15 protein-coding genes and 1 pseudogene are annotated in these 14,015 nt (G+C 68.6%); 4 read left to right on the forward strand and 12 right to left on the reverse strand.

Going from position 1 to position 14,015, the window contains the following annotated elements; all coding sequences use genetic code 11:
- Window positions 1-15 precede the first annotated feature (15 nt).
- Window positions 16-888, forward strand: coding sequence for a ParA family protein (locus tag F4559_RS32960; RefSeq protein ID WP_312865941.1), 873 nt, complete (start codon window positions 16-18; stop codon window positions 886-888).
- Window positions 885-1,856, forward strand: coding sequence for a ParB/RepB/Spo0J family partition protein (locus F4559_RS32965; RefSeq protein WP_184674969.1), 972 nt, complete (start codon window positions 885-887; stop codon window positions 1,854-1,856). Before F4559_RS32960 ends, F4559_RS32965 begins: the two co-directional genes overlap by 4 nt.
- A 46-nt stretch (window positions 1,857-1,902) precedes the next feature.
- On the opposite strand, the gene F4559_RS32970 is transcribed toward F4559_RS32965, so the two are convergent.
- Window positions 1,903-2,793 carry a LysR family transcriptional regulator gene (locus F4559_RS32970; protein WP_184674970.1) on the reverse strand — a complete coding sequence of 297 codons (891 nt, stop codon included), beginning with the start codon at window positions 2,791-2,793 and terminating at the stop codon, window positions 1,903-1,905.
- A 93-nt stretch (window positions 2,794-2,886) separates the two neighbouring features.
- Between F4559_RS32970 and F4559_RS32975 the strand changes: the two genes are divergently transcribed.
- Window positions 2,887-4,077, forward strand: coding sequence for an MFS transporter (locus F4559_RS32975; RefSeq protein ID WP_312865942.1), 1,191 nt, complete (start codon window positions 2,887-2,889; stop codon window positions 4,075-4,077).
- Here F4559_RS32975 and F4559_RS32980 read toward each other — a convergent pair.
- The gene (locus tag F4559_RS32980; RefSeq protein WP_184674972.1) at window positions 4,052-5,011 is read right to left on the reverse strand and encodes a D-alanine--D-alanine ligase family protein; all 960 of its coding nucleotides are present in this window, start codon (window positions 5,009-5,011) and stop codon (window positions 4,052-4,054) included. The genes F4559_RS32975 and F4559_RS32980 overlap by 26 nt on opposite strands.
- Before the next feature lie 14 nt (window positions 5,012-5,025).
- On the reverse strand, window positions 5,026-6,342 hold the full coding sequence (locus F4559_RS32985; RefSeq protein ID WP_184674973.1) for an aminotransferase-like domain-containing protein: 1,317 nt from the start codon (window positions 6,340-6,342) through the stop codon (window positions 5,026-5,028).
- A 139-nt stretch (window positions 6,343-6,481) separates the two neighbouring features.
- On the opposite strand from F4559_RS32985, the gene F4559_RS32990 reads away from it, so the two are divergent.
- On the forward strand, window positions 6,482-7,114 hold the full coding sequence (locus F4559_RS32990; protein WP_184674974.1) for a GNAT family N-acetyltransferase: 633 nt from the start codon (window positions 6,482-6,484) through the stop codon (window positions 7,112-7,114).
- A gap of 1 nt (window position 7,115) precedes the next feature.
- On the opposite strand, the gene F4559_RS32995 is transcribed toward F4559_RS32990, so the two are convergent.
- From F4559_RS32995 to trxB, 9 genes and pseudogenes are all read right to left on the reverse strand, one after another.
- Window positions 7,116-7,496, reverse strand: coding sequence for an Imm1 family immunity protein (locus tag F4559_RS32995; RefSeq protein ID WP_184674975.1), 381 nt, complete (start codon window positions 7,494-7,496; stop codon window positions 7,116-7,118).
- Between the two features lie 94 nt (window positions 7,497-7,590).
- A pseudogene (locus F4559_RS36870) lies at window positions 7,591-8,187 on the reverse strand (DddA-like double-stranded DNA deaminase toxin); the annotation flags it as partial.
- A gap of 6 nt (window positions 8,188-8,193) precedes the next feature.
- A complete protein-coding gene (locus F4559_RS33005; protein ID WP_184674976.1) occupies window positions 8,194-8,421 on the reverse strand; it encodes a DUF397 domain-containing protein in 228 nt (75 codons plus the stop codon).
- Window positions 8,399-9,298, reverse strand: coding sequence for a helix-turn-helix domain-containing protein (locus F4559_RS33010; protein ID WP_184674977.1), 900 nt, complete (start codon window positions 9,296-9,298; stop codon window positions 8,399-8,401). The genes F4559_RS33005 and F4559_RS33010 overlap by 23 nt, the downstream gene beginning before the upstream one ends.
- Before the next feature lie 95 nt (window positions 9,299-9,393).
- Window positions 9,394-10,023: an RloB family protein gene (locus F4559_RS33015; RefSeq protein WP_184674978.1), complete on the reverse strand. Its 630-nt coding sequence runs from the start codon at window positions 10,021-10,023 to the stop codon at window positions 9,394-9,396.
- Window positions 10,024-10,025: 2 nt separating this feature from the next.
- Window positions 10,026-11,252: an AAA family ATPase gene (locus tag F4559_RS33020; RefSeq protein ID WP_184674979.1), complete on the reverse strand. Its 1,227-nt coding sequence runs from the start codon at window positions 11,250-11,252 to the stop codon at window positions 10,026-10,028.
- A gap of 81 nt (window positions 11,253-11,333) precedes the next feature.
- Window positions 11,334-12,476, reverse strand: a complete 1,143-nt coding sequence (locus F4559_RS33025; RefSeq protein WP_184674980.1) for an N-acetylmuramoyl-L-alanine amidase — start codon at window positions 12,474-12,476, stop codon at window positions 11,334-11,336.
- Between the two features lie 169 nt (window positions 12,477-12,645).
- On the reverse strand, window positions 12,646-12,972 hold the full coding sequence (trxA, locus tag F4559_RS33030; RefSeq protein WP_184674981.1) for a thioredoxin: 327 nt from the start codon (window positions 12,970-12,972) through the stop codon (window positions 12,646-12,648).
- A gap of 29 nt (window positions 12,973-13,001) precedes the next feature.
- Window positions 13,002-13,973 (reverse strand): thioredoxin-disulfide reductase, encoded by a 972-nt coding sequence (trxB, locus tag F4559_RS33035; RefSeq protein WP_184674982.1) that lies wholly within the window; start codon window positions 13,971-13,973, stop codon window positions 13,002-13,004.
- Window positions 13,974-14,015 lie beyond the last annotated feature (42 nt).

The raw sequence follows: 14,015 nt of genomic DNA on the forward strand, positions 1-14,015 counted from the left end.
GCAGGAGACAACACCGTGTGGACCCCGATCGCGGAAGAAGCAGCACGTGCCACGCGCGTCCTGCACCCCGACACCTCCTCCCTCCCCAAGCCCACCCGCCGTCGCGTCTTCACCGTCGCGAACCAGAAGGGCGGCGTCGGCAAGACCACGACGACGGTCAACCTCGCCGCCGCGTTGGCGATCCACGGCCTCAAGGTGCTCGTGATCGACCTCGACCCGCAGGGCAACGCGAGCACCGCGCTCGCGGTCGAACACCGGTCCGGCACGCCCTCGGTGTACGAGGTCCTGATCGGCGAGATGTCCGTCGCCGAGGCCGCGCAGGTGAGCAACCAGTCCCCCAACCTCTACTGCGTGCCCGCGACGATCGACCTCGCCGGCGCCGAGATCGAACTCGTCTCCATGGTCGCCCGCGAGTCGCGCCTGAAGGAGGCGCTGAGCGCGGAGGCGTTGGAGGAGATCCAGCCCGACTACGTGTTCATCGACTGCCCGCCGTCGCTCGGTCTGCTGACCGTCAACGCGATGTGCGCGGCCCAGGAAGTGCTGATCCCGATCCAGTGCGAGTACTACGCCCTGGAGGGTCTGGGTCAGCTGCTGCGGAACATCGAGCTGGTCCAGGCGCACCTGAACCCGCACCTGAACGTCTCCACGATCCTGCTCACCATGTACGACGGCCGTACGAAGCTGGCCGACCAGGTGACCAGCGAGGTGCGCGGCCACTTCGGCGACACGGTCCTGCGGACCGTGATCCCCCGCAGCGTGAAGGTGTCCGAGGCACCAGGATTCGGTCAGACGGTGCTCACCTACGACCCCGGTTCGCGGGGCGCGATGAGCTACCTCGACGCGGCACGGGAGATCGCCGAGTACGGCGCGGAGATGGGGTCGGCATGACGGAACAGCGCAAGGGTGGCCTCGGTCGGGGACTCGCGGCACTCATCCCCAGCGGCCCACCGCCCGGCACGCCGACACCGGTCCGGGTCCTGCCGAGGAACGCCCCTGCGCCCACGTCCACCGCCGTCGAGGGCGGCGAGGTGGCCGGCGCGGTGTACCAGGAGCTGCCGGTCACCGCGATCCGCACGAACCCCAAGCAGCCGCGCCAGGTCTTCGACGAAGAGGCGTTGCGCGAGCTGGAGCACTCGATCCGCGAGTTCGGCCTGATGCAGCCGATCGTCGTGCGGGAGACCGGGGGCGACAAGTACGAGCTGGTGATGGGTGAACGCCGCTGGCGTGCCACCCAGCTCGCCGGGTTGAAGACGATCCCCGCGATCGTCCGGCACACGGCCGACGACGTGATGCTGCGGGACGCGCTGCTGGAGAACATCCACCGCGTCCAGCTCAACCCGTTGGAAGAGGCGGCGGCGTACCAGCAGCTGCTCCAGGAGTTCGGTGTCACCCACGAGGAACTCGCCGACCGCATCGGCCGCAGCCGTCCGGTCGTGACGAACACGATCCGCCTCCTGAAGCTCCCCCTCCCCGTGCAGCGGCGGGTGGCGGCGGGCGTGCTGTCGGCCGGTCACGCGCGCGCGTTGCTGGGTCTGGAGGACCCGGGGACGCAGGAGGAGTTGGCGACGAAGATCGTCGCCGAGGGCATGTCGGTCCGCGCGACCGAGGAGGCCGTGACGCTGGCGAAGGGCGCCGAGCCCGCGAAGGCGAAGGCCGTCCGGCGCAAGCCGATGCAGGCGCCGGGGTTGCAGGAGTTGGCCGAGCGGCTGTCGGACAGCTTCGACACCCGCGTGAAGGTCGAACTCGGGCAGCGGAAGGGTCGGATCGTGGTCGAATTCGGGTCCGTTGACGATCTTGAACGGATCATCCACCTCATGTCGCCGGATGCGACAATTCGGACACGTCAGGCGGACTAGGGATTACACCAGGCCGTTTCGTAACGGTGACGAATACTCTGGGTGCTCACTTTGTCGCTTGGAGTACTTGGTATGTGTGCTCACTCTTGATGAAGTGTGAGCGCAACGTCGTCAGTGCCGGGTGCCGGTTGTCCCGGTGCCACAGCAGCGAGTGCGGGTAGACCGGCGTCGGCTCGCGGAGCGCGATCCGACGCAACCCCCGATCGTCGATCCGGGTCCACTCCCCCACCAACGTCGCCGTGCCCGGCCGCGCCGCGAGCGCCACCGACAGCGTCTCGATGCCGAAGTGCGGACCGGCCGACTCGATCGTCACGCCGAACTCCGCGGCGAACGCGTCGTAGAACGCGGCCCACTCCGTGCCCGCCACCAGACCCGGCATCCACAACCGGTGCCCGGCCAGATCGGCCGGCCGCACCCACGGCTCGTCCGCCAACGGGTGCCCCGGACCGACCAGCAACTGGATCGGCTCATCGAACACCCGCACCGCCTCGATCCCATCCGGCAGCCGATCCGCCGCCCGCACCGACGCGTCCACCGAACCGGACCGCAGGGCGGCCACCGCCGCGTCGAGGTCGAAGTGCGTCACGACGTCCAACGCCACCGACGGGTGCGCCCGGTGGAACTCCCGGACGAGCGCCGCCGGCGCGAGCCGCGTGCCGATCACATCCACCCGCAACGCCCGGACCGGACGCACCGCGCCCCACGCCCGCGCCACGGCGGCCACCAGGTCCCGGGCGTGCGGAAGGAACGCCAGCCCGTCCGCGGTCAGCACCGCGCCCCGGGGCGTGCGGGTGAACAGCCGGACTCCGAGCGTGCGCTCCAACGCGGCGACCCGCTTCGACACCGCCTGCTGGGAGATCGACAACTCGTCGGCGGCCTCCTGGAACCGGCCGCCGTCGACCACCGCGACGAAGGTCCGCACGCCGTCGAGATCCACGGCGACCGACCCTAGTCCCCCAACTCCCGGTTGTGGCACGCCGAGCGCGCGGTTGTTTGCGGCGGCCGTCCGGCTCCGGGTTTGCTCTGCGGCGTGACCAGGTTCGGTTGGCTGTGGGCCTCCTACGCGGTGAGCACGTTCGGGACGTGGCTGGCGTTCGACGCGTTCACCTTGATCGCGATCCTCGTGCTGCACGCGGGACCCGTGCAGGTGTCGTTGTTGGCCGCGGTGGGCACGGCGGCGGGCGCGGTGCTGGCGTTGCCGCTGGGCCCGTGGATCGAGCACCGGCGCAAGCGGTCGGTGATGATCGGGACGGACCTCCTGCGGTGTGCGGCCCTGCTGAGCGTGGCCGCGGCGTTCGCGTTCGGGCTCCTGGGCTTCACCCAGTTGTTGATCGTCTCGGTCGTGGTCGCGGCGGCCGACATCGCCTTCGTGGCAGCGAGCGGCGCATACGTGAAATGGCTGGTGAAGCCCGAGGACCTGCTCGTGGCCAACGGGCGGTTCGAATCGACGATGTGGACCGCGACCGCGCTCGGACCGCCGCTGGGCGGTGCCCTGATCGGGGCGTTCGGGCCGATCACGACCGTGGTCCTGGACGCGGGGACCTACCTGCTGTCGGCCCTGGGCCTGCGGGCGATCAAGGCCCGCGAACCCCGTCCCTCGCTCCCCCGGACCCGGCCGGCGTGGAGCGATCTGTTGGACGGCCTGCGGCACATCATGGGTGATCCGGAGCTGAAGCCGTTGTTCCTCAACCAGATCGCGGTCAACGCGCTGATCATGGCCACGGCGCCGCCGCTGGCCGTGCTCATGCTCGGCGACCTGGGGTTCACGCCGTTGCAGTACGGGCTGGCGTTCGCCGTGCCGTGCCTGGGCGGTCTGGTCGGCTCACGGTGGTCGCGGCGGCTGGTCGCCCGGCACGGCGCCGACCGCGTGCTGCGCTTGTTCGGGGTGCTGCGGGCGTGCTGGCCGCTCGCCCTGGCTTTCGTCGGGCCGGGGATCGTCGGGCTGGTGTTCGTGATGGTCGTCGAGTTCGGGTTGATCACGTGCATGGGCGTCCACAACCCGATCCTCGCCACGCGGCGGCAGGAGCGGACCCCCGACGGCCTGGTGGCGCGCGTGTTGAGCACGTGGTCGGTCGGCAGCAAGATCTCGATCGCGGTGTTGACCGCGCTGTGGGGCGTGATCGCCGGGGTGGGAGGACCCCGGCTCTCGTTGCTGATTGCCGGGGTCCTGCTCCTGCTGACGCCGTTGTTGCTGGTCAGCCGCGTGCGGCAGAACGCGTGACGGCCCTCTCGACCAGGCCCGCGTAGATCTCGCCCAACGACTGGCCCGCCGCCTCGGCCGCCATCGGCACCAGCGACGTCTCGGTCAGGCCGGGCGAGACGGTGACCTCCAGGAACCACACCGTGCCGTCCGCCGAGACGATCGCGTCCGTGCGCGACACGTCCCGCAGCCCCAGCAGCTTGTGTGCGTTCACGGCCAGCTCGCCGACCGCCCGCGCGGCCTTCTCGTCCAGGCGCGCGGGCGCGTGGAAGACGGTGAGACCGGCCGTGTAGCGGGCCGTGTAGTCGTAGACGCCGTTCTCCGGCACGATCTCCACGGCCGGCAGCGCGTACGGGCCGTCCGGACCGTCGACGACCGTGACCGCGACCTCGACGCCCTCGACGTACCGCTCGGCCAGGACCGTGTCGCCGTACGCCAGGCAGCCGACCATCGCCGCCGGCAGGTCGGCCGCGTCCCGCACGACCTGGGCACCGAGCGCGCTGCCGCCCTGGTCGGGCTTGAGCATCAACGGCAGACCCAGCTTGGCGACCAGGGCGTCCAGCACGGGCTTCGCGCCCAGCTCGCGGAACGTGGCGTGCGGCAGGACTGCCCACTCCGGGGTCGCCAGCCCGACGCGTGCCAGCTCGGACTTCGCGGTCGGCTTGTCGTACGCCCGGCGGCACGCGTGCGAGTCCGTGCCGACGAACGGCACGCCGGCGAGTTCGAGCACGGCCTGGACCGCGCCGTTCTCGCCCTCGCCGCCGTGCAACGCGACCACCACGGCGTCCGGCCGGTGCTCCTTGAGGCGGGTGAGGAGCTGGGCGTCGGCGTCCCACTCCTCCACGACCAGGCCGGTCGAGCGCAGGGCGGCCGACAGGCGGCGGCCGGAGCGCAACGACACCTCCCGCTCGTGCGACAGTCCCCCGGACAGCACGGCGACCCAGCGGTTGGTCAACTCACTACTCCTGATCAGGCGGTGTCGGGCGCGGGTGTCTGCGGCCCGGTGACGGCGCGACCACTGGTCGCGCCGAAGGTCTCGTGCAGCTCCATCTCGTCCTTGATGACATTCGCGAGCCGCCGCACGCCCTCACGGATGCGCTCGGGCGTCGGGTAGCAGTACGAGATGCGGAGCTGGCGGCTGCCGAGCCCGTCGGCGTAGAAGCCGGTGCCCGACGCGTAGGCGACGCGCTGCGTGACGGCACGCGGAAGCATGGCCTTGGTGTCGATGCCTTCGGGCAGCGTGAGCCAGACGTAGAACCCGCCGTTGGGCTTGTTCCACGTGGAACCAAGCGGCATGTGCTGTTCGAGAGCCGAGATCGCGGCGTCCCGACGGTCGCGGTACGCCTCGCGGTAGACCTTGATCTGGCCCTTCCAGTCGTGTTTCGCCAGGTAGCGGGACACGATCAACTGGTTGAGCGTCGGCGGGCAGAGCGTGGCGGACTCGGCGGCCAGCACGAGCTTCTCGCGCACGGCGTGCGGCGCGAGCACCCAGCCGACCCGCAGACCGGCCGCGAACGTCTTCGAGAACGACCCCAGGTACACCACGTTGTCCGGGTCGGTCGAGCGCAGCGCCGGGTACGTGACACCGTCGAACCCGAGCAGCCCGTACGGGTTGTCCTCGACCACGAGGATGTTGTGGCGGCGGCAGATCTCCAACACCTCGGCACGGCGGTTCACCGCGAGCGTCACGCCGGCCGGGTTGTGGAAGTTCGGGATGGTGTAGAGGAATTTGATCCGTCGACCCGAAGATTCCACGGCCGCAATCGCTTGCCGCAGGTTTTCCGGCACGAGCCCGTCGGCGTCCATGCCGACGTGCACGACCTCGGCCTGGTAGGCGGCGAACGAGCCGAGCGCACCTACGTACGAGGGGCCCTCGGCCAGGACGACGTCGCCCGGGTCGCAGAAGATCCGCGTGACCATGTCCAGGCCCATCTGGGAACCCACGGTCACGACGACGTCGTCCGGGTGGCCGTGGATGCCTTCGAGGGCCATGACCTCGCAGATCTGCTCACGCAACGTGGGAACGCCGTGCGCCGAGCCGTACTGGAGGGCGACCAGTCCGTCCTGAGCGATCAGATCGCCGATCTCACCGCTGAGCGAGTCCATCGGAAGTGCCGCGAGGTGCGGCATCCCACCCGCGAGGGACACCACCTCGGGCCGGCTCGCCACCGCGAACAGTGCCCGGATCTCCGATGCCGTCATGCCTGCCGTCCGCGCCGCGTACCTGCGCAGATGGGGATCGAGGCTTCTGGCGCCCGGAGTGGGCGACTGTTCGGGAAGATTCACGGGAACTCCGACCTGAGTGCGGGTTTGTTCCCTGGTAAGTGTAACCGCCGTCCCGTTCGGGGCATCCGCCTTCCCGACCGGGGGCAGGGGCACCTATCCTTCGAGTGGGGTTTTTCACGGGGGTTATCGGGAGGTCGGGGTGTCGCGACGCGTTGTGGGCGTCACTCTGGACAACCTGGAGCACCTGTCCAAGCACAGCCGCACGTGCGTCTTCTGGGAACTCGCACCCCACCTGAAGGAACAGGCCGAGGAGTACGGCGACACCGAGTTCGAGAAGGAAGCCTGGGTCTCCAACGTCCTCCTCGAATGGGGCTCGTGCGGCAGGCTGATCTACTGCGACGGCATCCCCGCCGGCTCGGTCTTCTACGCACCTCCGGCCGCCGTGCCCAGGTCGCTGGCGTTCCCGACCTCCCCCGTCTCACCGGACGCGGTGCTGCTGACTTCCCTCGACGTCCTCCCCGAGTTCCGCGGCGGAGGCTTGGCGAGGGTCCTGGTGCAGGCCGTGGCCAAGGACCTGACCCGACGTGGCGTCAAGGCCGTCGAGGCGTTCGGCGACAACCAACCGGACGACGAGAAGCCGTCCTGCGTCATCCCCGCCGACTTCCTGCTGCAAGTCGGCTTCAAGACCGTTCGGCCCCACCCCCGCTGGCCGCGGCTGAGGCTGGAGCTGCGCAGCGCGTCGTCGTGGAAGGAAGACGTGGAGGCGGCGTTGGAGCAGCTGCTCAACACCGTCACGATCTCCACGGCCGAGCCGAGCTTCCGTCCGGCCTGACCTACACCGTTCGCCAGGTGATCGCCTCGGACGGCCGACCGGTGAGCAGGTCCAGGGTCGCGGTCCGGACGTCGGACAACGGGATTTCCGCGTAGGCGGGGATTTCCCGGACATTGCCCATGTAGTCGTACTCGACAGGCGTGGAATCCGGATCGTCGGTGGCGCTGATCGTGTCGTTGTACGTGATGAACCCACGCTGACGCTTCGCATCGACGCCGACGTAGGCGACGACATCGGCGAAGGACAACTCGACAAGCGGCGGGACGTCGAACGCCAGACTGTCCGAGACCATCCGGTCGAGCAGCGCGTCGACCTCGGCGGCAGTGGTGAGGATGGCCGGGTCGTCGGCCTCCACGTCGTACCAAGCTTCTAGCTCCACCACGGTCGGGCTCCTCCGGTGAACGTCTTGCGATAGCCGGGGCGTGCACGGTGAGCGAATAACCCGGTGGCAACACGATCGGCACGAGGGTTTCGCAGCCCAGACGTCCCTTGCAGGGGCGATTGTTCAGCACGAGCGTCAGGTGGCGCATCGAGGGATCGGACGTGCCCGCGCTGCGCATCCGGACCGCGACTTTCAGTTCGACGTCGACGGCCGTCGTGACCGGCACCCGAGGACAGCCTCCCAACGCGGTGAGTACCTGGTCGACCTGCGGTGTCGACTCGTCGCGACCACTGACCACCGACTCGACTGTGCCGTCGGCCTGTATGAGTCGGCCGTGAGTCTTTCGGCCCCTTCCCTGGACGAACGGCGGTGGCAAGTCACGCCGGAACTCGTCGATCCGGCCGGTCGGGGTTCTGGAGGAACCACCGATGGCGGCGAGGTAGGCGGTGAGCCGCTCGTCGGCGGCCGTCAGGCGGATGGAGAGTTGCTCGGCTCGCTGTCGGACCTCGGACAGAGTGACTTCGCACTGGATGCCGTCGGGATCGGCTGTGCCGGTGAGCGCCGAGGCCAGGAGGTCGATCGCGTCGGCGAGCAGGTCAGCGGCTTGTGCCAGCGCGGAACGGATCTCTTGGGACTTGTCCAGAACGGCATGCAGGAGGGCGATCACCGCGCCGAGTGTGGTCAGCCCCACCGCAGGTCAGCGCTGGTCGGCGAGGAAGGCCCGCCACTTGCCAGGTGGGAAAGCGATCACCGCCCCGGCCGGGTTCTTCGAGTCGCGCACCAGGATGCCGGGCGTCGTTGCGGCCACCTCGACACAGGTGGAACCTCCCTCACCGCTGTGACTGCTCCGCTGCCAAGCGACTTCGACGCAATCTGACCACTCTTCGCCGCTGTGGCTGCTCTTACGCCAGGTCAAAGCGTTCATCCTGGGGTTCCTCCCGGCGGTCGTAGACGTTCGCCCAGTAGGCGATCACCGCTTGGGACTGTTCGACGCTGAGCGCGAGCGAGTCCAGGGTCCGGTGCTTGAGTCGGTACCTCTCGATCGAGTTCGACTCCTCGCTGAACACGGTAGCGAAATCGGTCTCGGTGTAGGCGACCGGACTCAGCACCCTGGGGAAGGTCAGCAGCGTGTGCCCGTGACGAAGCGCGGGATGACCTGGCGCAACGAGTTCGCCGGGAGCCGCCAGCGGAATCACCCGGATGGTGAGGCCATTCCAGCCGCACATGAAGACCAGCCGAAGCAGTTGGTCGTGCATGACCTCGTGCCCGCCGATGCTGGTTCGCAGGGCGGTTTCATGGATGAAGATCGTGGTAGTGGTCGAGGAGAGGATCGACTGCCGGTTCATCCGCGCGCCGACCATCATGGCGCGGTCCTCCGGATCGAATTTGCCATCCGGGTCGATCACCGCGCGGGCATAGCGCTCGGTCTGGAGCAGGCCGGAAATCAACATCGGTTCGTACTTGTAGATGCCTGAAGCGGCCTGCTCGTGGATGGTCAGGCAGGTCAGACTATCGGCGATGCGGCCGTCATGAGTCCGCAGGAAGTAGCCGATGTCCGGCTCTTCTGCCAGCCGTCGAATCCGATCGCGAGTGGTCGGGTCGGCTTCGAGCCGTCCCAGAAGCGCCCCGAGGTCGAAGTCGCTCGTGCCCCGCGAACCGTGTTCCAGCCGACTGATCTTGCCCGCCGACCAACCCAGGGATTGCGAGAGCTTCTCGGCCCTGAGCTGGATTCGCTTGCGGGCGAGGCGGAGTTCCTCGCCCAGTTCGCGGCTTCGGATCGTGGTACCACGCTCGGTTCGCATGGCGTGGGAACGTAGTCGCCCGAAGGGGCGGATTTCCTTGCTTGGCTGGAAAATCCGCCCTATCGGATCACCTGGTCAGCGGGCTTGACCGGTGGTCAACGCGCAGTCGGCGGCGATTCGACGGTGGCCAGGAAGTCGACCATCGACGAAGACGGGTTGTCGTGCGGCGATGTCGTCCCGTCCCGACGGTGGCGTGCGGCCAACGTCGTCGCTCGGCGGGACGCCTCCTGTCTGAGTGGCAGGTACTTCGCGGCGTCGATGTGCTTGCCCTGGCGGCCGTCCAGTTTTCGGCTGAGGCGTTCGGCATCGGCCGTGTTCAGGTGGGCCGCCCAGTCTTTGAAGTGCAGGGCCAACCAGAGTTCGAAACACGGGTTCGAGATCGCGAGGCGGATGTTGTTTCGTTCGGCCAGGTCGACCGCCGATGCGAGGTTGGCGTGGTGCTGCGGCCACTCGACGTCGAACACGCACCAGCACTCGTCGACCTCGTCGTCCTCCGCTCTGGCGATCGCGAGTCGGACCAGCTTCAACGGGTCCGGGACGCCGGACTCCGGGTCGATCTCGATGCTGATCGCCGTGTTGCTCCGCACCTCCGGAAGGCGCTTGAGGCCGTTGATGTAGTCGGGTTCGGATGCGACGCCTTCGCAGAACACGACAATGGTCCGGCGTTCGGGCCTGGTCGCGGTCTTGCGGCGCAGGTTCCGGTCGATGGTGGTCCTGCGGGCCATGGTCAGCCGATCAACCCCAGCGCCCGGAGTACCTCGGTGCGGTCGACGTCCGGCAGTGCGCCGAAACGGCCGTGGAGGTAGGCGTTCTCCAGGTTCTGCGACTTCCGCACGCGTTCACCAGCGAACTCGGCCAACGCGCCGAGGCGGGTGGTGCCCTTTTCCGTCTTCTCCGTCAGCCACACCTCGTCGCGGTTGAGGTGGTTGAGCAGGCTGGTGTCGTGGGAGGTGAAGATCAACTGAGCGTTTCGGGGGTTCGTCGTCGGGTCCTGGAACAGGCGGATGAGCTGCGCGGACAGAGTCGGGTGGAGGCTCGCGTCCAACTCGTCGAACAACAACACGGTGCCCTTGCCGAGTGCGTTCAGGACCGGGCCGATGAGACGCAGCCACGTCCGGGTTCCCTGGGACTCGTCCTCCAGTTCGAAAGGTATGCGCTGGTCGATGCTGCGGTGCACCAGTCGGATGCGTCGGCCATGGGGTCCGGTCACGAACTCGACGTCGTCGATGCCGAGATCGGCCATCCTGAGCAGCGCCAACACCTGGTCGCGGCTCGGGTCCGGGGTGTCATCGAGGTCGGGGCCGAGGTCCAGTTTCATCTGGGCACTCGGGTGAAGGAATCCTTCCAACATCCGGCCGGCTTTGGGGTGTCGACGTCCCAACCCGAGCGTCGTGGTCCGGGTCAGTTGGAGGACGAAATCCCGGATGAGAGGCTCGTCGAAGCGTCGGGCGATGGACAACACGAGTGTTCGTGGAGTGAGGAGTTCCCGTGTGCCCGACAGCGCACCCAGACCGCGCTGGAACTTGAGCACCTCGCCTTCCCGCTCGAAGATGCGGCGGCGCTTCCGCTCCGGGTAGTGGAACAGCGCTTCGTAGTGGATCTTCTCCCGATCGAGTGTGACGACGTAGGCGAACCGGACTCCCCCGATGATCGACTCGACGACGAACTCGGACGGCTGCCCGGTCGCATCGTCGAACGCGCATGGCTCGACGGGGATCGTCTCGTCCCAGTAGCGCAGCGAAGAGCCGACGGCCGTGATCAGCCAGTCCAGGGCGGCGATGACGTTCGACTTGCCGGACGCGTTCGGGCCGAAGATCGCCGCGACCGGGAGGAGGCTCTCGTTGAGGTTCGGCTGCGGCCGTGCCTCCGGGCGGTCCCGGTCGACTGCCACCAGGGACAGTTCGACCGGGTCCAGGATCGAGCGGAAGTTCGCCACCTCGAACCGGATGAGCATGGCGACACCTCCTCCGTCGTCAGAGCCCCATTTTCGTCAAGTATGGACGAAAATGAACGGCTACTGACACTTGAGGCGCTCTTAGCGTGCCTGTCCGGTGGTCAACTCGTGGCGGACGAGGTCGCTGAGCGTGAACGTGCCCGTGGGCTGGTCGTCCTTGCCCAGCAGGTACAGGCGTTTGACGGCGACGAGGATGCCCTCGGCCACGACATCCCTGAACGACGGGTCGGCCAGGCGTTCGCGGTCTTCCCGGTTGGTCAGGTAGCCGACCTCGACGCGCACCGCGGTGCACCTGGTCATCCTGAGCATGTCCCACGACTTCGGGTGGGTGCCGCAGTCGCGCATGCCGGTCCGCGCCACGATCTCGCGCTGGATGAACCCGGCCAGGGCCTCGCCGACCGTGGACGACGTGCCGTTGCCCGTCCCGAAGTGGAAGCTGGCCAGGCCCGACGCCAGCGGCGAGCGGTTGCCATCGCTGTGCAGCGACAGGATCAGGTCCGCGCCCGCCTCGTTGGCGAACACGGCGCGCTGCCGCTCGTCGGGGCAGTGGTCGGGGCCGCGCGTGAGCATGGCCTCCATGCCCGTCGCGGCCATCTTGCCTTCGAGGAGCCTCGCGAGGTCGAGCATGACCTCGGACTCGGCGATCCCGTCGACCACGATGCCGCGGTCGGCACCGCCGTGACCGGGGTCGATGACGATGCGTTTGCCGCTCAGGCGCGGCCCGGCCCGGCGGACGTTCTCCTGCTCGCGCAGGAACACCGGCCGACCACCGCGCACCTTCGGCTGGAGCTGGCGCAGCGCGCGGACCGTGTTCGGGCCGCACATGCCGTCGACCATCAGACCGTAGTCACGCTGGAAGCTGCGCAGTGCCTGTTCGGTCTGCGCGCCGAACTCGCCCGTCGCGCGGCCGGCGTCGTAGCCGAGTTCGAGCAGGCGTTCCTGCAACGCGGACACGTCGTCGCCCGTCACCGGCTGCGAGACCATGTACGCCAACGGGCGGTCGCCCAGTCGGTACATGGCGTCACGCAGAGCGCGGTAGGTGGCCGGGCCGACGATGCCGTCGGTGATGAGGCCGCGCTGCTGCTGGAACGCTCGGACCGCTTGTTCGACCGGCAGGTCGAACACCTGCGACGGCTGCGGATCGGTCAGCAGCCCGAGCTTCGTCAGTGTGGCCCTGACCTCGGCGACGTCCGGTCCGAAAGCCCCGCGGCGGAGTAGCAGCATGCACCCCTCGCTCACTCAGGCGCCGGTCCCCCGGCGCTGTACTCGACGCCCCATTGTGCCTTGCTCGCCGAGGTGGTCCACGCAGGGCTACACGCGGTGGCGGCGTTCCCACAAAAGCGTGACCCGTCCGTCTACCGCGAGACGGACGGGTCACGGGTCGCGTTCGTGCTCAGAGCACGTCGGCCAGCTCGTTCAGCAGCACGGCCTTCGGCTTCGCGCCCTGGATCTCCTTCACCTTCCGCCCACCCTGGAACAGGATGAGGGTCGGCACGGACATGATCTTGTACTCCCGCGCGATCTCGGGGTTCGCGTCGATGTCCAGCTTCGCGATGGTGATCTTGTCGGAGTGCTCGGCGGCGATCTCCTCCAGCACCGGCGCGACCATCCGGCACGGGCCGCACCAGGTGGCCCAGAAGTCGACCAGGACCGGCTTGTCGCTGGTCAGGACGTCATCGGTGAACGACTTGTCGGACACGACCACGGTCGAGCCACTCATCTGCACTCCTTCTCGAAACGAAACTTCGCTCAGCCCGCGGTGACGGGCTCGGCACCCACGTGTTCGGCCTCGGACGCGTCGTGCTCGGCCAGCCAGCGCTCCGCGTCGATCGCGGCCGAGCAGCCGGACCCGGACGCGGTGATCGCCTGCCGGTACGTGTGGTCCACGAGGTCGCCGGCCGCGAAGACGCCGTCCAGGTTCGTGTACGTGGTCCGACCGACCACCCGCACGTAACCCTCGTCGTCCACGTCGACCTGGCCCCGGACCAGCTCGCTGCGCGGGTCGTGGCCGATCGCCAGGAAGAAACCGGTGAACGCGTGCTCGGACTCCTCGCCCGTGCGCGTGTCGCGGACCTTGATCCCGGACACGGAGTCTTCGCCGAGCACCTCCGTGACCTCGACGTTCAGCAGCCAGTGGATCTTCTCGTTCGCGCGGGCGCGTTCGAGCATGATCTTGGAAGCCCGGAACTCCTCACGCCGGTGGATGATCGTGACCGACCGGGCGAAGCGGGTGAGGAACGTGGCCTCCTCCATCGCCGAGTCGCCGCCGCCGACCACCGCGATGTCCTGGTCGCGGAAGAAGAAGCCGTCGCACGTGGCACACGCCGACACGCCGTGGCCGAGCAGCCGCTGCTCGCCGGGCACGTTCAGGTAGCGGGCCGCCGCGCCCATGGCCAGCACGACCGCGCGCGCCGCGTACCGGACGCCGTTGGCGGTGACGTACTTGACGTCACCCTCCAGCTCCAGCTTGTCGACGTCCTCCGCGCGCAGCTCCGCGCCGAACCGCTTGGCCTGCTCGCGCATCTGCTCCATGAGGTCGGGTCCCATGATGCCGTCGCGGAAACCCGGGTAGTTCTCGACCTCGGTCGTGGTCATCAGCGCGCCGCCGTACTGCGAACCCTCGAACACGAGCGGCTCCAGCTGGGCGCGCGCGGCGTAGACCCCCGCCGTGTACCCGGCGGGGCCCGATCCCACGACGATCAGGTTCCGTACGTCCGACACCTCTGGACCTCCGTCAGTCGGCGGCGGGCCCGGAGTTCCCGG

The organism is Saccharothrix violaceirubra (assembly GCF_014203755.1).
In the GTDB taxonomy this organism is placed as follows: domain Bacteria; phylum Actinomycetota; class Actinomycetes; order Mycobacteriales; family Pseudonocardiaceae; genus Actinosynnema; species Actinosynnema violaceirubrum.

Coding starts and splice junctions, on each gene's coding strand:
- F4559_RS32965 (WP_184674969.1), top strand. CDS start 885: ATGACGGAACAGCGCAAGGGTGGCCTCGGTCGGGGACTCGCGGCACTC.
- F4559_RS33005 (WP_184674976.1), bottom strand. CDS start 8,421: ATGAACGCTTTGACCTGGCGTAAGAGCAGCCACAGCGGCGAAGAGTGG.
- F4559_RS33010 (WP_184674977.1), bottom strand. CDS start 9,298: ATGCGAACCGAGCGTGGTACCACGATCCGAAGCCGCGAACTGGGCGAG.
- F4559_RS33015 (WP_184674978.1), bottom strand. CDS start 10,023: ATGGCCCGCAGGACCACCATCGACCGGAACCTGCGCCGCAAGACCGCG.
- F4559_RS33020 (WP_184674979.1), bottom strand. CDS start 11,252: ATGCTCATCCGGTTCGAGGTGGCGAACTTCCGCTCGATCCTGGACCCG.
- F4559_RS33025 (WP_184674980.1), bottom strand. CDS start 12,476: ATGCTGCTACTCCGCCGCGGGGCTTTCGGACCGGACGTCGCCGAGGTC.
- trxA (WP_184674981.1), bottom strand. CDS start 12,972: ATGAGTGGCTCGACCGTGGTCGTGTCCGACAAGTCGTTCACCGATGAC.